This is a genomic window from Yinghuangia sp. ASG 101 (assembly GCF_021165735.1).
Classification (GTDB): domain Bacteria; phylum Actinomycetota; class Actinomycetes; order Streptomycetales; family Streptomycetaceae; genus Yinghuangia.
In genome coordinates this window covers 5,732,521-5,756,389 of the sequence record NZ_CP088911.1, presented here as the reverse complement: position 1 = coordinate 5,756,389, position 23,869 = coordinate 5,732,521, and the positions used below count along the sequence as shown (strand labels likewise).

General features: G+C 72.8%; 18 protein-coding genes. 4 read left to right on the top strand and 14 right to left on the bottom strand.

The genetic code is table 11. The annotated features are described in order from the left end of the window. Nucleotides 1-15: 15 nt before the first annotated feature. The 14 genes from LO772_RS24685 to mraZ form a co-directional block, all read right to left on the bottom strand. Nucleotides 16-750, bottom strand: a complete 735-nt coding sequence (locus tag LO772_RS24685) for a YggS family pyridoxal phosphate-dependent enzyme (RefSeq protein WP_231774224.1) — start codon at nucleotides 748-750, stop codon at nucleotides 16-18. After that, nucleotides 747-1,520, bottom strand: a complete 774-nt coding sequence (pgeF, locus tag LO772_RS24680) for a peptidoglycan editing factor PgeF (RefSeq protein WP_231774223.1) — start codon at nucleotides 1,518-1,520, stop codon at nucleotides 747-749. Before pgeF ends, LO772_RS24685 begins: the two co-directional genes overlap by 4 nt. A gap of 296 nt (nucleotides 1,521-1,816) precedes the next feature. Then, complete coding sequence (gene ftsZ, locus LO772_RS24675) at nucleotides 1,817-2,974, bottom strand: cell division protein FtsZ (protein WP_231774222.1); 1,158 nt, start codon at nucleotides 2,972-2,974, stop codon at nucleotides 1,817-1,819. A gap of 266 nt (nucleotides 2,975-3,240) precedes the next feature. After that, nucleotides 3,241-4,062 carry a cell division protein FtsQ/DivIB gene (locus LO772_RS24670; RefSeq protein WP_231774221.1) on the bottom strand — a complete coding sequence of 274 codons (822 nt, stop codon included), beginning with the start codon at nucleotides 4,060-4,062 and terminating at the stop codon, nucleotides 3,241-3,243. Between the two features lie 26 nt (nucleotides 4,063-4,088). Continuing rightward, nucleotides 4,089-5,177, bottom strand: coding sequence for an undecaprenyldiphospho-muramoylpentapeptide beta-N-acetylglucosaminyltransferase (murG, locus tag LO772_RS24665; protein WP_231779703.1), 1,089 nt, complete (start codon nucleotides 5,175-5,177; stop codon nucleotides 4,089-4,091). A gap of 5 nt (nucleotides 5,178-5,182) precedes the next feature. Beyond that, nucleotides 5,183-6,523 (bottom strand): putative lipid II flippase FtsW, encoded by a 1,341-nt coding sequence (gene ftsW, locus LO772_RS24660; protein WP_231774220.1) that lies wholly within the window; start codon nucleotides 6,521-6,523, stop codon nucleotides 5,183-5,185. A 12-nt stretch (nucleotides 6,524-6,535) separates the two neighbouring features. After that, on the bottom strand, nucleotides 6,536-8,014 hold the full coding sequence (murD, locus tag LO772_RS24655) for a UDP-N-acetylmuramoyl-L-alanine--D-glutamate ligase (protein WP_269453247.1): 1,479 nt from the start codon (nucleotides 8,012-8,014) through the stop codon (nucleotides 6,536-6,538). 2 nt (nucleotides 8,015-8,016) lie between these two features. After that, nucleotides 8,017-9,081, bottom strand: a complete 1,065-nt coding sequence (gene mraY / locus LO772_RS24650; protein WP_231774219.1) for a phospho-N-acetylmuramoyl-pentapeptide-transferase — start codon at nucleotides 9,079-9,081, stop codon at nucleotides 8,017-8,019. Further along, nucleotides 9,078-10,502 (bottom strand): UDP-N-acetylmuramoyl-tripeptide--D-alanyl-D-alanine ligase, encoded by a 1,425-nt coding sequence (locus tag LO772_RS24645; protein ID WP_231774218.1) that lies wholly within the window; start codon nucleotides 10,500-10,502, stop codon nucleotides 9,078-9,080. Before LO772_RS24645 ends, mraY begins: the two co-directional genes overlap by 4 nt. Beyond that, nucleotides 10,502-12,235, bottom strand: a complete 1,734-nt coding sequence (locus LO772_RS24640; protein ID WP_231774217.1) for a UDP-N-acetylmuramoyl-L-alanyl-D-glutamate--2,6-diaminopimelate ligase — start codon at nucleotides 12,233-12,235, stop codon at nucleotides 10,502-10,504. The genes LO772_RS24645 and LO772_RS24640 overlap by 1 nt, the downstream gene beginning before the upstream one ends. Nucleotides 12,236-12,309: 74 nt before the next feature. Beyond that, the gene (locus LO772_RS24635; RefSeq protein ID WP_231774216.1) at nucleotides 12,310-14,145 is read right to left on the bottom strand and encodes a peptidoglycan D,D-transpeptidase FtsI family protein; all 1,836 of its coding nucleotides are present in this window, start codon (nucleotides 14,143-14,145) and stop codon (nucleotides 12,310-12,312) included. 1,583 nt (nucleotides 14,146-15,728) lie between these two features. Continuing rightward, a complete protein-coding gene (locus LO772_RS24630; protein ID WP_231774215.1) occupies nucleotides 15,729-16,205 on the bottom strand; it encodes a cell division protein FtsL in 477 nt (158 codons plus the stop codon). Then, complete coding sequence (gene rsmH / locus LO772_RS24625; RefSeq protein WP_231774214.1) at nucleotides 16,202-17,200, bottom strand: 16S rRNA (cytosine(1402)-N(4))-methyltransferase RsmH; 999 nt, start codon at nucleotides 17,198-17,200, stop codon at nucleotides 16,202-16,204. Before rsmH ends, LO772_RS24630 begins: the two co-directional genes overlap by 4 nt. 230 nt (nucleotides 17,201-17,430) lie before the next feature. Beyond that, the gene (gene mraZ, locus LO772_RS24620; protein WP_231774213.1) at nucleotides 17,431-17,853 is read right to left on the bottom strand and encodes a division/cell wall cluster transcriptional repressor MraZ; all 423 of its coding nucleotides are present in this window, start codon (nucleotides 17,851-17,853) and stop codon (nucleotides 17,431-17,433) included. A 275-nt stretch (nucleotides 17,854-18,128) separates the two neighbouring features. On the opposite strand from mraZ, the gene LO772_RS24615 reads away from it, so the two are divergent. The 4 genes from LO772_RS24615 (at nucleotide 18,129) to LO772_RS24600 (ending at nucleotide 23,738) form a co-directional block, all read left to right on the top strand. After that, entirely contained in the window at nucleotides 18,129-18,719 is a 591-nt protein-coding gene (locus tag LO772_RS24615) for a beta-class carbonic anhydrase (RefSeq protein WP_231774212.1), read from the top strand. A 141-nt stretch (nucleotides 18,720-18,860) separates the two neighbouring features. Then, complete coding sequence (locus tag LO772_RS24610) at nucleotides 18,861-20,042, top strand: AAA family ATPase (RefSeq protein WP_231774211.1); 1,182 nt, start codon at nucleotides 18,861-18,863, stop codon at nucleotides 20,040-20,042. Nucleotide 20,043: 1 nt separating this feature from the next. After that, entirely contained in the window at nucleotides 20,044-21,357 is a 1,314-nt protein-coding gene (locus tag LO772_RS24605; RefSeq protein ID WP_231774210.1) for a DUF58 domain-containing protein, read from the top strand. Continuing rightward, entirely contained in the window at nucleotides 21,354-23,738 is a 2,385-nt protein-coding gene (locus LO772_RS24600) for a transglutaminase TgpA family protein (RefSeq protein WP_231774209.1), read from the top strand. The genes LO772_RS24605 and LO772_RS24600 overlap by 4 nt, the downstream gene beginning before the upstream one ends. Nucleotides 23,739-23,869 lie beyond the last annotated feature (131 nt).

Below are 23,869 nucleotides of genomic sequence, written 5' to 3'. Positions count from 1 at the left end.
CACTTCACGGCGACGCTACCGGAGCAGGCGCCGGACGCCGAGTACCGCCGTACCGATGCGTACATGTGTCGCCCCGGCCTCGACTGCCTGCTCAAGGTCGTTGCTCATGCCCGCCGAAACCATGGTCGCAGCCGGATGAGCCGCGCGCAGGCGGGTTGAGATTTCCGCCAACGCGGCGAAGGCGCGGGCCGGTTCGACCCCGAGCGGGGCGACGGCCATCACCCCGCCGAGGGTGAGGCGGGGCGATCCGGCGATGGCGTCCGCGAGTTCGGGAACGTCCTCGGGCAACGCCCCGCCGCGGCCCGGGTCGCCGTCCAGGCTCACCTGGATCAGACACGTGAGTTCGCGTCCGTGGCGGTCCGCTCCCGCGTCGAGCGCCCGGACGAGGCGGACGCGGTCGACCGACTGCACGACGTCCGCGTACGCCGCCACCGACCGCGCCTTGTTCGTCTGCAATTGCCCGATGTAATGCCACGTCAGTTCCAGGTCCGCGCACGCCTCGGCCTTGGGGGCGGCCTCCTGGTCGCGGTTCTCCCCGACCTCCCGCACGCCCAGCCCGGCCAACAGCCGTACGTCCGAGGCCGGGTACGTCTTCGTGACCACGACCAGCCGTACCGCGTCGCGCGGTCGCCCGGCCGCGGCGCACGCGCCGTCGATGCGCCGGCGCACGGCGCGCAGGTTCTCCGCGATCTCCTCGCCGCGTGGACCCAGGGCCTGTTCGTCGGGTGATCCGCCGGATTCCGAACTCATGTGCCCATGCTCCCCGAGGCGGGGGCGCCCGGCGCGGCCGGGGTCTCGGCCAGCCACACGTACCCCGCGATCCGCCCGGTCTTGCCGTCGCGCCGGTAGGAGAAGTGGTCCGCGGACTCCCGCGTACAGATGTGCGATTTCTCACCGACAGTCACGCCCGCCTCCGCGAGTTGGGCCCACACACCGGCCACGATGTCGAGAGCGGCGGTACCTTCCCGCGTGCGCGCACGCGACCGCGGTACGCGCGCCGCGACTTCGTCGCACATCGCGTCCGGCACCTCGTAGCACGGCCCGCACACCGCGGGACCCGTCTTCGCGATGATCCGCTCGGGCCGTGCGCCGAATCCGACCATCGCCTCGATGGTCGCGGGGATCACCCCCGCGAACAGCCCCGGGCGCCCGGCGTGCGCCGCCGCGACCACCCCGGCGACGGGGTCGGCGAGCAGTGCGGGAGTGCAGTCGGCCACCAGAACCGCCAGCCCCAGCCCCGGAGTTCGGGTCACGACCGCGTCCGCCTCGGGGACTTCGCCCGGCCAGGGGCCGTCGACGGCCACCACGTTGCGACCGTGCACCTGGTTCATCCACACGACGCGTTCGCCGTCGAGCCCGAGCGCCGCCGCGGCACGCGCCCGGTTGTCACGCACGACGCGCGGCTCGTCACCGACGTGCGCGCCGAGGTTCAACTCGTCGTACGGAGCCGCGCCGACCCCTCCCCACCGGTCGGTGAACGCGAAGTGGACGCCGTGCTCTTCGGATCGCAGGCTGAACAAGAGGGCTCCCGGCGGAGTGAGGTGACACCGACGTGATCAGTCTGGTCGATGGGGTCCGGCCCGCGCGGGGCTCCCCCGATCACCCCGGTCGCCGCGTCGGCGTCACCGCCGACGACGAGGGCACCCGCCCCGGGACACACCGCGGGCCACCTCCCGATCGTGGGAGGTGGCCCGGTGATGCGGCTTGGCCTGGTGACTTGCCCGGGTTTCCGGGGCTTCCCGTCCCCCGCGGTTCGCGGGGGGACGCCCACGGCTCACGCCGTGCGCCGAATCCACGGCGGCCCGGTGCGGCCCGTCTACTTCATGAACGGCGGGACGTCCAGGTCGATGTCCTCGCGGACCGGCTCCGGAACGAGCGGCGCCCGGGGCGCCGGCGGGTACTGGGCGGACGGGCTGTCGACGGGTCCGAGGACGCTCTGGCCACCGGGCGCGGGCGCGCGCTGCGGTTCGGGCCTCGGCTGCGGCTCGGGGGAACGGACCTTGCCCAGCTCGCTCTTCGACGGCGGCTGCCCGCCGTCGAACCCGGCCGCGATGACGGTGACGCGGACCTCGTCGCCGAGCGCGTCGTCGATCACGGCACCGAAGATGATGTTGGCCTCGGGGTGCGCGGCCTCGCTGACGAGTTGCGCGGCCTCGTTGATCTCGAACAGACCGAGGTCGGAGCCGCCCGAGATCGACAGCAGCACGCCGCGCGCACCATCGATCGACGCCTCCAGCAGCGGGCTGGAGATCGCCATCTCCGCCGCCGCGACCGCGCGGTCGTCGCCGCGCGCCGAGCCGATGCCCATCAGGGCGGAACCGGCCTCCGACATCACGGACTTCACGTCCGCGAAGTCCAGGTTGATCAGACCGGGGGTGGTGATCAGGTCGGTGATGCCCTGGACACCCGAGAGCAGCACCTGGTCCGCGGAGCGGAACGCGTCGAGCACGCTGACCTGGCGGTCGGAGATCGACAGCAGCCGGTCGTTGGGGATGACGATGAGGGTGTCGACCTCTTCGCGCAGTGCCGCGATGCCGTCCTCGGCCTGGTTCGCGCGGCGGCGCCCCTCGAAGGTGAACGGGCGGGTGACCACACCGATCGTCAGAGCGCCGAGGTTACGGGCGATGTTGGCGACGACGGGCGCGCCGCCCGTGCCGGTGCCGCCGCCCTCGCCGGCCGTCACGAAGACCATGTCGGCCCCCTTGAGGACCTCTTCGATCTCCTCGCGGTGGTCTTCCGCGGCCTTCCGGCCGACGTCGGGGTTGGCTCCGGCGCCGAGGCCGCGCGTGAGTTCGCGGCCGACGTCGAGCTTGACGTCGGCGTCGCTCATGAGCAGCGCCTGCGCATCGGTGTTGATCGCGATGAACTCGACGCCCTTGAGACCAACCTCGATCATGCGGTTGATGGCGTTGACACCGCCGCCGCCGATGCCCACGACTTTGATGACTGCGAGGTAGTTCTGGGGTGCTGCCACGCCGAAGGCCTCTCGCCTCGAGTTCCGGTCGTCACGAGTCGTCGTGCCGACATTGCCGACAAGGGGGAAGTCCCGGGACTCGGCTCGCGAGGAGCCCCCGAACCCTCACCCTCAGGTATAGAGTTAGGCCTGCGTTTATCCGAAACCGCGTCAACCTGGGGCTACGCAGGACACTAGGTCCCCGGCGGACCTGGTTCAACGAACACGCCGAGCGGTCCCTCTTACTTTTTGCCGTGGTGTTTTTATCGCACGGACACCGGTTCGGCTCACAGCGGGGCGTTCCGGGTCGCCGGCGCCTCGGGGACGCTGACGTCGTACACCTTCGCGTTGAGCTTCATCAGTGCCGTGAGCACCTCGGCCTTGCGCGGAGAGTTCTCCGCTCCGCCCCACACCACCACGACCCCGTCGTCGAGGGTCAGGACGATGTCGTCCCGGGTGCGCGCGGTGATGTCGCGGACCCTCGGGGCGACGGCGGCCGGCAGCGCGCCGATGACCTCGACGACTCCCCGCAGTGTCCGGGTTGAGACGGTGGCGGGATCCGCCGAGACCACCGGCACCCCTTGGGGCGCCGCGTCCACCGTACCGAACCGTACGCCGGTTTTGTCGACCTCCACGAAGCGCCCGGAGTCCGGGACCACAATGGCGACTTGACGCTCTGTCACGCGAATCCGGACGGTGTGTGGCCAATCGCGGGAAGCGCTCACCGACGCGACCCTCGGGATCGCGGCCACCCGCTCCTCGATCGCGCCGAGGTCGACCCGGGCCAACGGCGTGCCGATGGGCACCTTGGCGATCTCGGTGACCTGGGCGGGGGTGAGCGTGGCGGTGCCGCGCACGGATACCTTCCGGGTGTCGAGAAGCGGTGCGTACATGACGGTGGCCCACGCGCCGATGACCAGGACCAGCACGATCATGACGATGAGCGGGCCCAGGTTCGTCCAGCGGCGGCGCGTTTTCCCCGCCGGGTGCGCGGGCGCGCGCCCCGGCGGTTTGCCGGACTTCGCGGCCTTGGACGGCTTCGCCGGACTCTTCGTCGCGGCGGTCCGCTGCCTCGCCGGGCGTTCCGTAGTGGCCTGACGGTCCCTCACGTGCCCCGCGTCTCCTCGATCCGGTGTCAGGTGCGCGCCGCCGCGATGGCCTCGTGCACCATGCGCACCAGCGTCTCGTCCGCGTCGCGGCGTCCGAACTCCGCTGCCGCACGGCCCATTTCGTACAGTCGCCGCGCGTCGGTGAGCACCGGCAGGACGTTCTCCGTGATCCACTCCGGCGTCAGGTCGGCGTCGTCGACCAGGAGGCCGCCGCCGGCCTTGACCACCGGCTGCGCGTTCAACCGCTGTTCGCCGTTGCCGATCGGCAGCGGGACATACGCCGCGGGGAGGCCGACCGCCGACAGCTCGGCGCAGGTCATCGCGCCGGCACGGCACAGCACCATGTCGGCCGCGGCGTACGCGAGGTCCATCCTCTCCAGGTACGGCACGACGACGTACGGCGGCGCGCCGGGTGGGGGTGTGATGGTCAACTCGTTGTTGGGCCCGGCCGCGTGCAGGACCTGGACGCCTTCGGCGAGCAGGTTCTCGGCGGTGGCGGCGAGCGTCTCGTTGAGGCGGCGCGCGCCCTGGGAGCCGCCGAACACCAGCAGCGTCGGGCGCATGGGGTCGAGGCCGAACGTCTCGCGGGCCTGGGCGCGTTCGGCGTCACGGTCGAGGGTGGCGATCGCCCGGCGCAGCGGGATGCCGATGTAGCGGGCGTGCCGGAGCTTGCTGTCGGGGGTGCTGACCGCGACGAAGTGGGTGTAGCGCGCGCCGATCTTGTTGGCCAGGCCGGGGCGGGCGTTCGCCTCGTGGACGACGATGGGGATGCCCTGGCGCTTCGCGGCGAGGTAGCCCGGCAACGCGACGTAGCCGCCGAAGCCGACGAGCGCCGACGCCTGGGTGCGCTCCAGGACGGCAGCCGCCTCGCGAATCGTGCCGCGCAGGCGGCCGGGCACGGTCATCAGCTCGGGGGTCGGCTTGCGCGGCAGCGGGACGGCCGGGATCAGCGCCAGCTCGTAGCCCCGGGCGGGGACGAGTTTCGTCTCCAGGCCCTTGGACGTGCCCAGCGCGGTGATGCCCACATCGGGGTTCTCCCGCCGCAGCGCATCCGCGAGGGCGAGAGCCGGCTCGATGTGCCCGGCGGTTCCCCCGCCGGCGAGGACGACATGCACCTGTTTCACCGCTCCCTGCGCGGCAGGACCCGCGCGAACGCACGGCGGACCGCCCCTCGGCCCTGTGCCGCGAGCTGCTTCTGTGCTCCCGGTTCGGTACGGGCGAACGAGAGCAGCATGCCCACGGCGAACATGGTCGGAAGCAAGGCGGAGCCTCCGTAGGACACCAACGGCAGGGGCACACCGGCAATCGGCAACAGGCCGAGCACCGCACCTATGTTGATCGTGGCCTGGGCCGTGATCCACGCGGTGGCGCCCCCCGCGGCCAAGCGTACGAAGGGGTCCTTCGTACGACCGGCGACGCGGATACCCGCATAGCCTAGAGCCGCGAAGAGGCTGAGAACCGACAGCGTCCCCACCAGTCCCAATTCCTCGCCGATCACGGCGAAGATGAAGTCCGTGTGGGCCTCCGGCAGAGTGCCCCATTTCTCGTAGCTGGTCCCGATTCCGCTGCCGAAGAACCCGCCCGTCGACAGGGCGTAGATGCCGTGGGCGGCCTGCAGGGTCTCGCCCTGCGGGTCGGAGAAGGGGTCGAGGAAGGAATCGAAACGGGCCGCGCGGTGCGGCTTCATGAGAATGAACACGGTCGCGAGCGCCGCGGCGGAGGACAGGGCGAGAACGAAGAGGCGGCCGGGGGCGCCGGCGACCCAGAGCAGGGCGAGCACGATCGCGACGATGATCATCGCGGTGCCCATGTCGCCGCCGACCATCACCAGCCCGAGCACCAGCAGGGCACCGGGGAAGAGCGGGATGAACAGGTGGCGCCACTGGCCGAGCAGCCGGTCCTTGCGGGCCAGCAGGTCGGCGCCCCACAGGACGAGCCCGAGTTTGGCGAACTCCGACGGCTGGATCTGGAACACCCCGCCGAGGGCGATCCAGTTGCGGTTGCCGTTGACCTCCATCCCTATGCCCGGCACGAGCACGAGGCACAGGGCGAAGACGGAGCCGATCAGCAACGGGTACGCCAGCATGCGGTACACGCGGACCGGCAGCCGGGCGCCGATGAACATCAGCGGCAGCCCTATCGCGATGGCGACGGCCTGCTTGACGAAGACGGCGCTGAAGTCGCCGTACGTCACCCGCGAGAAGATCTGCGACGCCGACAGCACCATGACCAGGCCCAGGACCGACAGCAGCAGCCCCGCGCCCAGCAGCAGGTAGTAGGCGGTCAGCGGGCGGTCGAACGCCCGCTTGACGTCCCTGAGACGGGCGCGGGCCGGGCCCGACGCACCGCCGCGGCGGGCGGGGGGCACGGACGCACCGCGCGCCTTGCCCCACCGCCCGGCGGATTTCGCCGGCCCGGCCTGCTTGCCCTGCTTGGCCGCTTCTCGCGTCGCCCCCGGCATGGTGGCGCCTCGTCAGGAAGCGTCGCCGGAGAGCCTGTGCACCGCATCGGCGAACGCGTCGCCGCGCGCGCCGTAGTTCAGGAACATGTCCATCGAGGCACAGGCCGGGGCGAGGAGCACCGTGTCCCCCGGACGGGCCAGTTCCGCCGCCTTGCGCACCACGAGATCCATCGCCCCAGTGTCGGTGGCGTCGACCTCCGAGACCGGGACATCGGGTGCGTGTCGCTCCAGTGCGTCGCGGATCCCGGCTCGGTCCGCGCCGATCAGCACGACGGCGCGCAGCCGTTCGCGTGCCTGCGCGACGAGGTCGTCGAAGGACGCGCCCTTGGCGAGTCCTCCGGCGACCCACACGATCGACGGGTAGGAGCGCAGCGACGCGGCGGCGGCGTGGCCGTTGGTCGCCTTGGAGTCGTCGATGTAGGTGACGTCGTCCACGGTGGCGACGTGCGCGATGCGGTGCGGGTCGGGGCGGAACGCGCGCAGGCCCTCGCGTACGGCCTCCGGGGGGACGCCGTGGGCGCGGGCGAGTGCGGCGGCGGCGAGGGCGTTGGCGACGTTGTGCGGTGCGGCCGGCACCACGTCGGCCAGCGCGCCGAGTTCGGCGGCCTCGGCGCGGGTGTCGGCGACGAACGCGCGGTCGACGAGAAGGTCCTCGACGACGCCGAGGTTGCCCGGGGTGGGGGTGCCGAGGCCGAATCCGACCGCTCGGCAGCCGTCGGTGACGTCGGCCTCGCGGACCAGTTTCTCGGTCGCGGCGTCCGCGCTGTTGTAGACGCAGGCGACCTCGGCACCGGCGAAGACGCGGCCCTTGGCGGTCGCGTACGCCTCGGCGGAGCCGTGCCAGTCCAGGTGGTCGGGCGCGATGTTGAGCAGCGCGGCGGCGCGCATGCGCGGCGCGCGGGAGCCCTCGGTCCACGGCGAGAGCCAGTGCAGCTGGAAGCTGGACAGTTCGAGGGCGAGGACGTCGTACGCCTGGTTCCCGGCGGCGTCGCGCGCGAGGACCGCGTCGAGCACGGGTGTCCCGACGTTGCCGACCGCCTCGGCGCGCAGCCCGGCGGCGGTGAGCATGCTCGCGAGCATGCGTACCGTCGTCGTCTTGCCGTTCGTCCCGGTGATGGCCAGCCACGGCGCGGCGCCTTCGCGCGGGCGCAGCCGCCACGCGAGTTCGACGTCGCCCCACACCGGGACGCCGGCCGCGTCCGCCGCGGCGAACAGCGGCGCGGTGGGGCGCATGCCCGGCGAGGTGACGACGACGTCGACGCCCTCGGGGAGGGCCGTGTCGTCGCCGAGGCGCACGCTCGCGCCCAGGGCTTCGAGGTCGGCCGCGCGGGCGCGCGCCTTCTCGTCGTCGGCGGCGTCGACCACGACGACCCGCGCGTTCTTCTCGCGCAGCGCGCGGACCACGGCCGAGCCGGAGATCCCGGTGCCGACGACACACGCGGACAGTTCGCCCCAAGGGGCGTCGAAGTGGTCGAACTCGTGCAGGCTCACTGTCACTTGGCGGTCACCCAGCCCGCGTAGAAGATTCCGATGGCGAGGATCACGCACAGGCCGGCGATGATCCAGAAGCGCACCACGATGAGGACTTCGGGCCAGCCTTTCAGCTCGAAGTGGTGTTGCAGCGGAGCCATGCGGAAGACACGCTTGCCGGTCATCTTGAAGTAGCCGACCTGGATCATCACCGAGAGCGAGATGATCAGGAACAGGCCGCCGATCAGGGCGGACAGCAGTTCGGTCTGGGTGCAGATCGCGAGGCCGGCGAGGGCGCCGCCGAGGGCGAGCGAGCCGGTGTCGCCCATGAAGATCTTGGCGGGCGAGGTGTTCCACCACAGGAAGCCGAAGCAGGAGCCCATCATCGCGGCGGCGACGATCGCGAGGTCCAGCGGGTCGCGGACCTCGTAGCAGGCCGGGCCCGCGGACGCCTCGAAGGCGCAGCTCTGGCCGTGCTGCCACACGCCGATGAAGGTGTACGCGCCGAAGACGATGACCGAGGCGCCGGTGGCGAGGCCGTCGAGGCCGTCGGTGAGGTTGACGCCGTTCGAGTGGCCCGCGATGAGGATGTACGCCCAGATCACGAACACCACGGGCGTCAGGTCGAGCGCGGTGTCGGTGACGAAGGAGAGGTTGGTCGACGCGGGTGTGACATCGCGGTCGTTGTTGAACTGGAGGGCCAGGATCGCGAACGAGATGCCGACGAACGACTGGCCCGCGAGCTTGGCCTTGGCGCGCAGGCCGAGGCTGCGCTGCTTGACGATCTTGATGAAGTCGTCGACGAATCCGACGAGTCCGAGGCCGGCCATCAGGTAGAGGACCAGGATCGCCGACGCGGTGGGGCCTTCCAGCGTGATCGCCTTGGCGCCCGCGTAGCCGATGAGCGCGGCGAGGATGATGACCGCGCCGCCCATGGTCGGCGTGCCGCGCTTGCTGTGGTGGCCCTGCGGTCCGTCGTCCCGGATCAGCTGGCCGTAGCCGCGCTTGACCAGGATCCGGATCGCGAGCGGCGTGCCGATGAGCGACAGCACCAGGGCGATTGCACCGGAGAGCAGAACCGCCCTCACCGACGCACCTCCCCGCCGGCCACCGCGTCGCCGGGCCGTGCGTCATCGAGCAGAGCGAGTGCCACCCGCTCCAAAGCCGCCCCCCGCGATGCCTTCACCAGCACGATGTCGCCCGCGCGAAGCTCGGACCGCAGCAGGTCGACGGCCGCCTGCGTGTCGGGTACCAACACCGACTCCTCACCCCAAGAACCCTCGTTCTTCGCCGCAATGTCCATCCACGCGGCCTCCCTGCCCCCTACCGCCACGAGGCGGCCGATGTTCAGCCGCACCACGAGGCGGCCGATCGCGTCGTGCTCGGCCATCGACGCGTCCCCGAGTTCGCGCATCTCGCCGAGGACGGCCCACGTGCGACGGCCGTGTGCCATCGCCGCGAGCGCCTTGAGTGCGGCGCGCATCGAGTCGGGGTTCGCGTTGTACGCGTCGTTGACGACCGTGACGCCGTCGGCGCGTTCGGTCACTTCCATGCGCCACGGCGACGTGGACGCGGCCTCGCCGAGCGCGGCGGCGATCGTGTCGACGCTCATGCCGGCCTCGCGTGCCACCGCCGCACACGCGAGGGCGTTGGCCACGTGGTGCTCACCGTACAGGCGCAAGATCACCGGCGCATCGCCCTCCGGTGTGCGGAGGGTGAAGGACGCGCGGCCTTCCGGGGCGAGGCGTACGTCTTGCGCACGGATGTCGGCACTTGTCCCCTCGCCGACGAACACGACGCGGGCGCGGGTGCGTTCGGCCATCGCGCGGACGAGCGGGTCGTCGGCGTTGAGTACCGCGAGGCCGGTGGGCGGCAGTGCCTCGACCAGTTCGCCCTTGGCCTTGGCGATGGTCGCGCGGTCGCCGAACTCGCCGAGGTGGGCGGTGCCGACGTTCAGCACGACCCCGATGCGCGGCGGCGCGGCGTCGCAGAGGTACGCGATGTGGCCCACTCCGCGCGCGCCCATCTCCAATACGAGGTGACGGGTCGTCAGATCGGCGGACAGAACGGTGAGCGGCAGGCCGATCTCGTTGTTGAAGGAGCCGGGCGGCGCGATCGTGGTCCCGGCGTGCGCGAGGACCTGGGCGAGCAGGTCCTTGGTGCTGGTCTTGCCGGACGAGCCGGTGATGCCGACGACGGTGGTGTCGGGCAGGCGGTCGGCCACCGAGCGGGCGAGCCGCCCGAGCGCGGCGACGACGTCGTCGACGACGATCGCGGGCGTACCGGTCTCGCGGGTCGCGAGGACCGCGACGGCGCCGTCGCGCACCGCGGCCTCGGCGAAGTCGTGCCCGTCGGCGCGCTCGCCCGAGACTGCGGCGAACAACGCGCCCGGGGTCACCTTGCGGGAGTCGACGACCACCTCGGCGGTGATCCGCGTCTCGGGGTCGGCGCCCCCGGCAAGCCGCCCGCCGACGGCCTGGGCGGCGTCGGCGAGAGTCGTGACAATCACTATCGGGTCTCCTCGGACGGCGGCACGGCGCGGTCGCCCGCGGCGGCGTGCGCCGCAGGGTCGGTGGTCGGGGCGGCGGGGTCGATCTTCCCACCGCTCCCGGCCGCTGGTTCGGGCGCCCCGGGGGTGGCGCCGGAGGTCGTGCCGGTGGTCGTGGCGGTGCTTGTGGCAGCGGTCGTGCCGGTGCCGAAACGGCGGCGCAGTGCGGTGCGGACCTCGACCCGGTCGTCGAACGGCCGTACCTCGTCGCCGATCTTCTGTCCCTGCTCGTGGCCCTTGCCCGCAACCACCACGACGTCGCCGGGGGCGGCGTGGTTCACCGCCCACGCGATCGCGGCGGCACGGTCCGGCTCGACGACGAGGTCGCCGTGCGGTTCGGGGACCTCGCGGGCTCCGGCGAGCATCGCGTCGAGAATCGCGCGGGGGTCCTCGGATCGCGGATTGTCGCTGGTCAGCACCGCGACGTCGGCGAGGCGTACGGCTGCCGCGCCCATCAGCGGGCGCTTGGTGCGGTCCCGGTCGCCGCCGCAGCCGAGGACCACGAACAGCCGGTTCGCGGTCACCTCGCGCAGCGCGCGCAGCGCGGTCTCGACCGCGTCCGGGGTGTGGGCGAAGTCGACGACGGTGGTGAACGGCGCGCCCTCGTCGACGTGTTCCATACGGCCCGGCACCCCCGCGACGGACGCCACCCCGGCCGCCGCGATGTCGAGCGGGACGCCGGCGACGACCTGCGCGACGATCGCCAGCGCGGCGTTGGCGATGTTGAACGGACCGGGCAGGCGCACCGCGGCGTCTGTCTTGGCGCCGTTCGGGCCGACCAGGAGGAACCGGCTTCCGTCGGGCCCCAGTTCGGCGTCCGCGACGTGCCAGTCCGCGGGCCGGGTGCCGCTCGGGGAGACCGTCGTGACGGGAATCGTCGCGATCTCGGCGACACGCGCCCCGAAGGGGTCGTCGATGTCGACGACGCCGGCTCGCGCGCGCCGGGGCGTGAACAGGTCGGCCTTCGCGCGGAAGTAGTCCTCCATCGAGCCGTGGAAGTCCAGGTGATCCTGCGTCAGGTTGGTGAACAGCGCGACGTCGAACACCGTCCCGTCCACGCGGCCCAGCGCGAGTGCGTGGCTGGAGACCTCCATCGAGGCCGCGGTGACGCCGTGTTCGGTCATCGCCGCGAACAGGGCCTGCAGGTCGGTGGCCTCGGGGGTGGTCATGGCGCTCGGCTCGACCACGTCGCCGACCCGGGTCTCGACCGTGCCGACCAGGCCGGTCACGTGTCCGGCGGCGCGGAGCCCGCCGTCGAGCAGATACGCGGTCGTGGTCTTGCCGTTGGTGCCGGTCGCCCCGAACAGCAGGAGCTTGTCGGCGGGTCGGCCGTAGACCCAGGCGGCGACCTCGCCGAGCCGTCCGCGCGGGTCGTCGACCACGAGCACGGGGAGGCCCGTCGCGCGGGCGCGGTCGGCGCCCGCCGCGTCGGTGAGGACGGCGGCGGCGCCGAGGGCCGCGGCCTGGGGGGCGAAGTCGGCGCCGTGCGCGCGCGTGCCGGGCAGCGCGGCGTACAGGTCGCCGGGACGCACCGTACGCGAGTTGTGGGTCACGCCGGTGAGCTCGGAGGGGGCGGTGCGGCCGGTGTCCGTTGGGGTGCCGGGTGCGGCGTCGGCGAGGCCGAGCAGCGCGTACAGGCCGGACAGCGGACGAGGGGGCACACGGGTGGGACGCCGCGGAACACGATCGGACACGGCGGTGAGGCTACCTGCTTTTCGAGGTCTCCGACGCACGGTGCGCACGGTCCCCTCGGCGGCGCGGCCGAGGGTCACGGCTTCCACTCCACCGGGATTTCCGGCGGCTTCGTACCGGTCGGCGGCACTTTGCGGGTCTGGAGTGCGAAGCTCATGACGTCCTTGAACACCGGTGCGCACAAAGTGCCGCCCCATTTGCCGTTGACGGGTGCCTGGATGGTCACCGACACCACGATCTGCGGGTTGTCCGCGGGCGCGAATCCGATGAACGACGAGGTGTATCCGTTGTAGCCGCCCCCCTTGGGATCCACCCGGTTGGCGGTGCCCGTCTTGCCGGCCACCCGGTAGCCGGGGATCTGGGCCTTGTTGCCCGTTCCCTCGTCGGCGGCGACGACGGATTCCATCATGTCGGCGACGGTCCGGGCGGTCTGCGGGCTGACCACCTGGGTGCGCACCGGCGCGGGGGTCGGCGTGGTCTTGCCGTCGGGGCCGGTCGTGCTCTTCACCAGGCTCGGGTCGATGCGTACGCCGCCGTTGGCGATGGTCTGGTAAACACTGGTCGCCTGCAGGGAGTTCACCGCGAGGCCCTGCCCGAAGGGAATGGTGTATTGCTGGGCGCTGTCCCAATTCTGCGGCGGCGGCAGCAGCCCGGGCGTTTCGCCGGGGAAATTGATCCCGCTCTTCGAGCCGATACCGAATTTGCGCAGGTATTCGTCGAGCTTGCGGTTCGCGTCCTGCTGCGTGGGGCCCAGTTTCTCGGCCGCGAGAATGGTGCCGATATTGCTCGACTTGGCGAGCACGCCGTTGAGCGTGAGATACCACGTGCCGTGGTCGACGTCGTCGTGGAACACGCGGTCGGAACGCGGCAGCCCGCCCGGCACGATGACCTCGGTCTCGGGTGTGGCCTTGCGCTCCTCGATGACCGCGGCCATCGTCATGACCTTGCTGGTGCTGCCGGGTTCGTACGCCTCCTGCATCGGGCGGTTGCCCATGTCGGCGGCGTTGGCGGTGGCCACGCGGTTCGGGTCGAAGCCGGGTGTGGTGGCCATCGCGAGGACCTCGCCGCTCTTGACGTCCTGCACGACGATGGTGCCGCTCTCCGCGGCGGCCTCGGTGACCTTCGCGGCGATCAGCTGCTCGGCGTACCACTGGATGTTGCGGTCGATCGTCAGTTGCACGGTGTCGCCGGGCACGGCGTCCTGGCCTTTTTCGCCGGCCGTGGGGACCTGCCGGCCCAGGGAGTTCTCGTACGTCACCTTGCCGTCGCGCCCGGACAGCTGTTCGTCGAGCGCGAGTTCGAGCCCTCCGGCGCCTTTGTCCTCGGCGTTGACGAACCCGACGAGGTTCGATGCGACGGAACCCGCGGGATACACCCGTTTGCTGTGCGGGCGCGCGTAGATACCGACGAGGTCGTCGCGGTTCTCGTCGGAGAGCGATTTCTGCGCGGCCTTGACCTTGTCCCACACGGCGGGCTCGACCTGCTCGGCGATCACGACATAGCGGGACTTCGGGGTGCGCAGCAACTCCTCGATCCGGCCGGCGTCCGCCCCGATGACGGCGGAGAGCGCGGCGGCCGTCGCGGTCGGGTCGTAGTCCTGGACCTGGGTGGGGTCGGCGGTGATGTCGTACGCGTCGACCGAGGACGCCAGCGTGACACCGTTCGCGTCCACTATGGCGCCGCGGTCGGCGGCGAGCCGCACGGTCTGCATGCGCAGGCTGTTGGCGTCGGCGGCGTACGCGGAGGCGTCCAGCGCCTGGAGTTGCACTATCCGGCCGACGAACAGCGTGAGCACCACGGCCAGTCCGATGAGCCCGAATCGCAGGCGCCGCTTCGGGTCGCCGAGCCGCAGTGTGCGGACGCGCACGGGGCCTCGGCGCGCCTCGCGCGGGGGCGCGGCGGGCCGGGTCACGCGGCGGTCCGCCCGGGCCGACAGCGCGTGACCGCGGCCGGACGCCGGGGACCGCGTCGGCCGCGTCGGGCGCGCGACCACACGGGCGGCGCCTTGCGCGTCGCGCACGATCCGGCGTCCGCGAGGCGACGCGTCGGCGCCGCCGTCGGTGCCGTGGCGGGCGGGTCGGCGCGCGTCGGCCGACCGGGGCGCGGGGGCCTTGGGCCGACGGCCGTTCCGCGGGGTGTCGGCCGCCGGGCGGCGCGGTTGCCCTCCGGGCGCGGCGCCGGGCGATTCCTGGGCCGCCCTGCCCCGGTCGGAGCGCGGATCCGGGCGTCGCCCACGACGGTCATGCGGCTCGTGGCGGTGTTCCGGGCGTGCCGACGCCGCGTCGCGGGCGGCGGCACCGCGCTCGCCGCGCGCGGCTTGGCCGGAGGCCGTGCGGGGGCGCTCGCCGCGCCCGGGCGCATCGCCTCCGGACCGGGAGGGGGAGCCCGCACCGCGCGCCCCCGCACCGGGGGCACTCCGGGGCCGTTCGGACGGTCGTTCGCCGCGCCCGGCCGCCTCGCCCCCGGGCCGGGACGCGGACCCCGCACCGCGCCCCGCCGCACCGGGGCGACTTCGGGGCCGCTCGGCCGGTCGTTCGCCGGGTGCTTCGCTTTCGGGCCTGGGCGGCCGGGGTCCCGCGCCGGGTGCGTTCCGTGGGCGCTCGGCCGACCGGTCGCCGCGCGCGGCCACGCCGTCGCTCGGGGGCCGGAGCCGCGGTGACGCGTCGCCGCGGTCGCTCCCGGGGCGGCGTCGGAAGGACATGCGGCGCCCGGGTGTGTCGCGCTCGGGCGTGGTGGTGCGGGCGTCGCCGGTGTCCCGGGCGGCAGGCGCACCCGTCGCTCCGGCGCCGGAGTGGGCGCGTTGTACGTCGCTCGGTGTGGCTGCCCCGGGGGCCGGATCGGTCCGTCGGCCTCGTGCCGGGGTTCGGCGGCCCGGTTGTTCCGCCCGCGCGTCGCGCGCGGATCCGCCGGGGGCGGCGGAACGACCGGGGGACGCGGCGTCCGGTCCGGGGCGCGGTGCCGTACCGCGTCGGCTGTCGCCTCGGCCTTCGGCGCGGGAACCGCCGCGCTCCCCGGCGGGCGGATCCTGGCGTGCGGATCCCCGGCGGAAGCCGAATCCGCGCCCCGACCCCGAGGCGCGGGTGGAGCGCCGCTCCGGGCCCTCTCCGGGGCGGCCCGCGCGGCTCCCGGGCGCTGCCGGACCGTTCGGCGCGGGAGATTCACCGTCGCCGCGACGCGAGCCCGCGCGCCCCGCGGCGGACGCCCGGGCGGAGCGGGGTTCCGAGGCGCGAGGTGTGCCCGCCGCACGGCCGTCGGGCCGGCCGTCGGGCGCGGTCGGGCCCGTCGCGGAGGAGGGTTGGCCGACCCCGGGGCGGCCCGGGGAATCCGGGGCGCCGGCGGGGCGGTCGGGCCGCCTGTCCGGGGTGTGGGTGTCCGGGGGCTCACCGGCACCGCCGCGGGCGCGGGGCCGGTCGGTTTCCCCCTCGGCCGGGCGTCGTGCGTCGTGCCGGCCGTTGTCTCCGGATCCTGGCGTGGTCAAGCCGGTGCTCCCTCGGCTCAGCGCGGCGCCGGTCCGGAGGTCGCGGGCGGCGTCGGGGTCGTATCGGTCGGTGTCGGCACGGCGCTCGGGCCGGTCGCCGGTGCGGGAGCGGGGGTGCCGGCCGCGATCGGGACGGGCGGGCTCGCCGTCGGGGTCGGCGTCGGTTTCGGCGACGCCGGTTTCGCGGACCCGTGCACCTGCCCGGTCCCGGGGTCGATGAAGGCCGGATTCGTACCCGGCACCATGCCGAGGTCCTCCGCCTTGCGGGCCAACTCCCCCGGTGCCGAAACGGCTTCGAGCTGCTGCCGCAGAGCCTGCTCTTCGTCGCTCAGCTCCGCGTTCTGCCTCTTGAGCCGCGACTTGTCGAACGACCCTTGGTTCAACGCGGTGTTGAGCAGCAGCAACCCGAGCAGCCCGCCGCCGAGAAGCAGCACCATCAGCAGCACGAACGGAGTTCGTGACGCGGGGGTGCGGTCCGCCTTTTTGCCGGTCAAGAATCCTCCCGTACGCGCTCCGCCGCGCGCAGACGCGCCGAAGCGGCCCTCGGATTCTCGGCGGTCTCCGCCTCGGTGGCCCCTTCGGACGCCCGCGTCAGCAGGGTGAAGGTCGGCTGGAGCGCGTCCGGCACGACCGGGAGGTCCGGTGGGGCCTTGGATGCCGCGCCGGCGGCGAGCGCGCGCTTGGTCATGCGGTCTTCGAGCGAGTGGTACGACAGCACCACGATCCGCCCGCCGACCGCCAGCGCCGCGAGTGCGGCCGGCAACGCGCGTTCCAGCACCGTGAGTTCCTGGTTGACCTCGATGCGCAGGGCCTGGAAGGTGCGTTTGGCGGGGTTGCCGCCGGTACGGCGGGTCGCCGCCGGGATGGCGTCGCGCACCAGGTCGACCAGCCGGGCGCTGTCGCGGAACGGCTCCCGGGCGCGCTCCCGCACGATCGTGGCGGCGATCTTGCGCGCGAAGCGCTCCTCGCCGTACTCGCGGAGGATCCGGGAGAGGTCGTCGGCCGGGTAGGTGTTGAGCACCTCGGCCGCGGTGATGCCGCGGGTCGGGTCCATGCGCATGTCGAGCGGGGCGTCGCGGGCGTACGCGAAACCCCGGTCGGCCTCGTCGAGTTGCAGCGAGGACACGCCGAGGTCGAAGAGGATCCCGTCGATGCGCGGGATGCCCAGGCGCGCGAGCACCGCGGGGAGTTCGTCGTACACCGCGTGCACGGCGGTGAAGCGGTCGCCGAACGGCGCGAGGCGGCGGCGCGAGCGGGCCAAGGCCTCGGGGTCGCGGTCGAGACCGATCAGGCGCGCCCGGGGGAACCGGGTGAGAAGGGCCTCGCTGTGCCCGCCCATGCCGAGTGTCGCGTCGACGACGACCGCGCCCGGTCGCTCGGCGAGAGCGGGAGCGAGCAGGTCCATGCAGCGGTCGAGCAGGACCGGGACGTGGGCGTGGGCCTCGGCGTCGCCGGATGCTGCGGGTGGCTGGGCCGCCGTCGCGGTCATGTCGACCCTTTCGGTGCCGCCATCGGGCGCGGCGGCGTTCGTGTGCGCGGCCGATCGCCCCGGCGGGACCGGCTCACCGGCCAAGACTGCCACGAACGCGGGGCCGCGACGGTGGTCGCGACGTACGTGCCGCCAGGTCCCCGCCCGCTCGTCTGGGGAAGTGACCGTCTGGCACCGGGGAAGGAGCGCCAGAAAGGCTCGGAGCGGGTGGAGACCTCACGGCACGTCCGTCAGGACAGCACCTCCTCGGACAACTCGGCGAAGGAGTCCTCCCGGTCGGCCAGGTAGACCCGCCACGCCTCGGCGTCCCAGATCTCCATCCGGGCGCCGGCTCCGATCACGACGCAGTCGCGGCCGAGGCCCGCGTACGCGCGCAGCGCGGGCGGGACCAGGACGCGGCCCTGTTTGTCGGGCACCTCGTCGGAGGCGCCCGCGAAGAACACCCGCATGTAGTCCCGGCGGGCCTTGGAGGCCGGCGGGGCGGCACGCAACTGCTCGGTGATCCGGGCGAATTCACCGAGGGGCCACACACAGAGGCAGCGCTCCTGCCCCTTGGTGATCACTAGGCCCTCCGCCAATTCGTCACGGAACTTCGCGGGAAGGATCAGCCGACCCTTCTCGTCCAGCCGGGGCTCGTAGGTGCCCAGAAACACAGGCACCTCCGCGTCGTCCAGAGTTGATGTCCTCCGCCCCATTTCCCGCCACTCTACTCCACCAAACCCCACGGTCAACCCTCTTCGGACGCGTCACACGCCCCCCACGCGCAACAAAATCGCAGGTCGGGGCGGTGCCCGGGAGGTGGAGGGCGCGCGGGGGCACCACGCGCGCCCCCCGGTGTACGGAGACCTCGCCGGATGTTCACGCGACGGTTTCGCGTACGCGAGGGGTCTGTGCGTCGAACGAAACACCGACTCGCTAACTTCATGACATGACCGACTCCGGAGCTCCGTCCAGGAACACCGACTCCAAGCGGCGATTCCACGAGGTCGTCGACGACTTGGTGGCGAAGAACGCCCACTACGCGTCGACCTACACCGACCCCGGGATGTCCGCCCGACCGGTCCGGCGGGTGACCGTCGTCACCTGCATGGACGCACGACTGGACATCCACGAGCTCCTGGGGCTGGAACTCGGCGACATCCACATCATCCGCAACGCCGGCGGTGTGGTCACCGACGACGTGATCCGCTCGCTGACCATCAGCCAGCGCCACCTGGGCACCCAGGCCGTCGTCCTGATCCACCACACGGGCTGCGGCATGCTCACCGTCACCGAGGATTTCCGGCACGAGTTGGAACTGGACACCGGGGTCCGCCCGCAGTGGGCCGTGGAGGCGTTCGCCGATCTGGACAGCGACATCCGGCAGTCGATGAACCGGGTGCGCATGTCGCCGTTCCTGGTGTGCGCGGACAACGTGCGCGGGTTCGTGTACGACGTGGCCACGGGGCTGTTGCGCGAGGTCCCGGCGCATCCCGGCGACACGGATCTGCAACCGAACGGCACCGGTTCCGACTCCTAACCCCCGAGGCCCGGTCCCACAGTCGGTCGGCCGACCGAAAACGATCACTCCGGTGCGTGACACGGACGGCCGATCACCTGTGACAATCGGCCTTGTGGCCCCGTCCAACGTTCGGGGCGTCATGGGGCAGGGAGGGCACGGGTGTCGACGTTCAACGATCAGGCCGGCCGGGGGGAGCTGGCGGCCATCGCCGCACGCATCCGCGGGGCCATGGAGAGCGTGATCGAAGGCAAGCCCGAGGTGGTGCGGCTGGCCCTGACCGTGCTGCTCGCCGAAGGGCACCTGCTGGTCGAGGACGTGCCGGGGGTCGGCAAGACGATGCTCGCGAAGTCCCTGGCCCGCTCGGTCGACTGCTCGGTCCGGCGCGTGCAGTTCACCCCGGACCTGCTGCCTTCGGACATCACCGGGGTCAGCGTGTACGACCAGGAGCGGCGCGAGTTCGAGTTCAAGCCGGGTGCGATCTTCGCGAACATCGTCGTCGGCGACGAGATCAACCGCGCGTCGCCGAAGACCCAGTCGGCGCTGCTGGAGAGCATGGCCGAGCGCCAGGTCACGGTGGACGGCACGACGTACGAGCTCCAGACGCCGTTCATGGTGATCGCCACGCAGAACCCCGTGGAGATGGAGGGCACGTACCCGCTGCCCGAGGCGCAGCGCGACCGCTTCATGGTTCGCGTGTCGATGGGCTACCCGTCCACGGAGGCCGAGTTGGAGATGCTCGGCGTGCACGGCGCGGGTTCGCCGCTGGACGACCTCGACCCGGTGGCCGACGCCCGCGACATCGTCAAGCTGATCGAGGCGGTCCGCGAGGTGCACGTCTCGCCGGGGGTCGCGCGGTACGCGGTCGACCTGGTCAACGCCACGCGCCGCTCCCCCGACCTGCGCCTCGGCGCGTCGCCCCGCGCCACGCTCCAGCTGGTCCGGGCGGCCAAGGCGGCGGCGGCGCTCGACAACCGCACCTATGTGCTCCCCGACGACATGCAGGCGCTCGCGGTCCCGGTACTCGCGCACCGGCTCCTGCCGACGGCCGAGGCGCAGATGTCGCGGCGGTCGGTCGAGCAGGTGGTCCTGGAGATCCTGCGCACCGTCCCGGTGCCGGGGGCGCAGAACCCGCCGCCGCATCCCGCGCGGCAGCCGACCTCCGGGTACGGGCAGCCGGCGATGGGCGCGTACACGACGCAGCAGGCGCAGCAGGCGCCGCAGACGCAGCAGACGCAGCAGACCCACCAGCATCCGAAGCCGTACCCGGGGGCGCAGGGAGCCCAATACGGCGGTGCCCCGGGCGGCCGGCTCCACAACAACGGCCACGGTCCGGCGCGCTGACATGCGGACCGCACTGTCCGGACTGACCACCCGGGGACGCTCCTTCCTCGCGGCGGGCATCGCCGCGGCCATGTGCGCCGTCGTCCTGGGGCAGCGCGATCTCCTGCGCGTGGGGTTCCTCCTCGCGGCGATGCCGCTCGTGGCGGTGCTGGTCGTCGCGCGCACCCGGCATCTGGTGACCAGCACGCGGCTGTTGGAGCCGGGGCGGGTCGCGGCGGGCGCCGAGGCGCAGGTTCGGCTGCGCGTCGACAACGTCTCGCGCATCCCGACCGGGCTGCTGATGCTCGAGGACCACGTGCCGTACGTGTTGGGCTCGCGTCCGCGCTTCGTGCTGGACCGGATCGAACCGCACGGGCACCGGCAGGTGGCCTACCGCGTACGGTCCGACCTGCGCGGCAAGTTCACGGTGGGGCCGCTGCGGCTGCGGCTGGCCGACCCGTTCGGGATGTGCGAGCTGACCCGGTCGTTCGCGGCCCGCGACCTCCTGGTGGTGACCCCGGTCGTGCAGCAGCTGCCGGCCGTGGACCTGGGCGGGGAGTGGACCGGGTACGGCGACGGCAACGCGCGCAGCCTGGCCGCGGCCGGCGAAGAGGACGTCGTCCCGCGCGAGTACCGGCACGGCGACGACGTGCGGCGCGTGCACTGGCGTTCGACCGCGCGGCGCGGCGAGCTGATGGTGCGCCGCGAGGAGCAGTCGTGGCAGAACCAGGCGACGCTGCTGCTCGACACGCGGCCGACCGCGCACCGCGGCGAGGGCCCCTCGTCGTCGTTCGAGTGGGCGGTGTCGGCCGCCGCGTCGGTGGGCGTGCACCTGTGCCGGCGCGGTTACACCACCCACCTGATCGCGGCGGACGGCCGGCAGCTCGCGGGCACGCCCGAGAACCTGCGGGTGGCGCCCGCCGAGACCGAGAGTTTCCTGCTCGACGCGCTCGCGGTGGTCGAGACCGGGACGGCCGAGTCGCTCGACGGCGCCGAGCTGGCACTGCGCCGGCCGGGTGCCGAGGGCATGGCCGTGGCGGTCCTGGCGAACCTCACCGAGGACGACACGCGGCGCCTCGCCCGCTCGCGCGGTACGGCCGGCCGGGGGCTGGCGATCGTCCTGAACACCGCGGCGTGGGACTCCGCTCGGGTTCCCGGGGTGCTGCCGCACGACACGGCGGTCGGCCTGCTGCGGCAGGCGGGCTGGCGCGTGCTGTCCGCGTCCGCGACGACGCGGCTGCCCGATTTGTGGCGGGGTGCGGGCCGGTCGTCGAACGCCTCGCCGTACACCGCCCCGCTCGGCGGAACCTTGTCCGGATCGGAGTTCGGGAGATGACGGGCCGACTGCGCATGGCGGTCGCCGCCGCGATCGCGACGTCGCTGACGGCGTCCTCGCTGCTGCCCCTGGTGCATCGAGGCGCGTGGATCGCGCAGGCCCTCGGGGCGGTCGCGGTGGTCGCGCTGACGGGTGAGCTGGTGCGGCGGCTGTCGGTGCCGCGTCCGCTGATCGGGCCGATCCAGCTGACCGTGCTGGTGCCGTACATGCTGCTGGTGCTGGTGCCGGACGTGTCGGGGCCGTTCCCGACGCCGGGCGCGGTGCGGGCGTACGCCGACCTGCTCGACGCGGGAGGCAGCGATGTGCAGAACTTCGCGCCGCCGGTGCCCGCGACGGACGGGATCGCCGCGATCCTGGTGACGGTGGTGGCCGTCGTCGCGGTCATGGTCGACGTGATCGCGGTGACCTACGCCCAGGCCGCGCCCGCCGGGCTGCCGCTGCTCGCGCTCTACAGCGTGCCCGCCGCACTCGCCGAATCCGGTCTGGGCTGGGCGGTGTTCCTGCTGTCCGGGCTGGCGTACGTCATCCTGCTGCTCGCGGAGGGCCGCGAACGCCTGCTGCGCTGGGGGCGACCGCTGGTGCCGCCCGGCGGGCGCGGCGGTGCCGGCGGGCCGGGACCCCGGCCGTGGGGGCGCGGCGGCGGGCGCATCGGCCTGGCCACGCTCGCGGTCGCGGTCGCCATCCCCGCGGCCGTGCCGATGACCGCGAACCGGCTCGCGGACGACCACAAGTCGGGCGGCTCGGACCGCATCACCACGATCAACCCGGTCGTCAACCTGCAGAACGAGCTGAACCGTCCGGAGAACGTCGACCTGCTGACGTACCAGACCGACGCGGACGACCCGATGGGGCTGTACCTGCGCATCGCCGCGCTCGACCGGTTCGACGGGAACTCGTGGCAGCCGTCCGAGCAGAACCTCACCGACGTCTCCCGGCCGCTGCCGACACCGCAGGGGCTCACCTCCGAGATCCGGCGGGACGAGGTCAAGACGAGCATTTCCGTCGAGAAGAACTACCGGCAGGGCTCGCTGCCGCTGCCGTACGCCGCGTCCGTGGTCGACGCCCGGGGCAATTGGCGTTACTCGCACGAAGGCCGCCTGGTGCTGGGCGACGGCGGCCAGACGGTGTCCGGGCTCAAATACACGGTGACGAGTCTGGACATCAATCCCACGGACGAGCAGTTGCGCGCGGCGAACGCCGCGGCGCCGGACATGAACGGCTACCGCTATGTGCCCGCCGGGCTGCGGCAGGCGTTCCAGCCGATCGTGGACGAGAAGACCGCCGGCGCGACGAGCATGTTCGACAAGGCCGTCATGCTCCAGAACTGGTTCACCTCCAGCGAGTTCACCTATGACACGAAGGTGCCGAAGGGGAACGGGGCCTCCGCGCTGGAGGACTTCATGGAACACAAGACCGGCTACTGCGAGCAGTTCGCGTCGGCGATGGCGGTGATGGCCCGCATGATCGGCATCCCGAGCCGGGTCGCGGTCGGGTTCGTCCCGGGCGAGCCGATCGGGAACAACACGTACCAGGTGGGCAGCCACGACGCGCACGCCTGGCCGGAGCTGTACTTCGTCGGCACCGGGTGGGTCCGGTTCGAGCCGACCCCGGCGCGCGGCACCAGCCCGGGCTACACCGAGACCGCGCCGATGCCGGTCGCGACGAGCCAGGCGCCGACCGCGGCGCCGACCGAGACGTCCGCGGCGCCGACACCCACCGAGTCGCAGGCGTGTGCCGGCGAGGCGTGCGCGTCGCCGACGCCGTCGGAGGCCGCGGCGGCCGGCGGGGGCGGTGACGACACGTGGTTGTCGGGTCTGCTGATCGGGGTCGGGATCGCCGCGGCGGTGGCGCTGCTGCTGGCCGGGCCGATGCTGCTGCGCCAGCGCGTACGACGGCGCAGACTCACGGCGCTGAGCCGGGATTTCGCGGTGGACAGCGGCGGCCGGGATCCGGGCGACGCCGTGCTGGGCGCCTGGCAGGAGGTGCTGGACACCGCTCGCGACCTGGGCATACGTACCCAGGAGTCGGAGACGCCGCGGCAGTTGACGGCGCGTCTGCTCGGCGCGGTGGGCGCCGACGCGGCGTCGGGTACTGTCGGCGACGGGCCCGGGGGCACGCACCACGCCTCGGCCGACGAGGCGCTGCCGCGCATCGCGTTGGCGGCGGAACAGGTGATGTACGCGCCCGAGGCCCCGCAGCGCACGATCGGCCTGGCCGAGGACGTGCGCGTGGTACGGGCCGCGCTGCTCGCGTCGGTCGGCGGCGGGGCGCGTTTCCGGGCCGCGGTGCTGCCGGCGTCCGCGTTCCGGCGCCCGGAGTCGGGGCCGCTGGACAAACTGCGCAGCGGCCGGGAGCCGATGGCGGCCCCCGGCGAGGGGTAGGTTCCGAGGCATAGTCCGCTTAGTCGTGATCAGCCGCACCCTGCCCTTTTTCGCCCGGGTGCGGGCGACAGCGGCTGTGATTGGCAAAGTCACCGACCGCAGGCGCGGGATCCCCGTACGGTGACCATGAA

Coding starts and splice junctions, on each gene's coding strand:
- LO772_RS24685 (WP_231774224.1), bottom strand. CDS start 750: ATGAGTTCGGAATCCGGCGGATCACCCGACGAACAGGCCCTGGGTCCA.
- ftsW (WP_231774220.1), bottom strand. CDS start 6,523: ATGCCGGGGGCGACGCGAGAAGCGGCCAAGCAGGGCAAGCAGGCCGGG.
- rsmH (WP_231774214.1), bottom strand. CDS start 17,200: ATGACCGCGACGGCGGCCCAGCCACCCGCAGCATCCGGCGACGCCGAG.
- LO772_RS24615 (WP_231774212.1), top strand. CDS start 18,129: ATGACCGACTCCGGAGCTCCGTCCAGGAACACCGACTCCAAGCGGCGA.
- LO772_RS24605 (WP_231774210.1), top strand. CDS start 20,044: ATGCGGACCGCACTGTCCGGACTGACCACCCGGGGACGCTCCTTCCTC.
- LO772_RS24600 (WP_231774209.1), top strand. CDS start 21,354: ATGACGGGCCGACTGCGCATGGCGGTCGCCGCCGCGATCGCGACGTCG.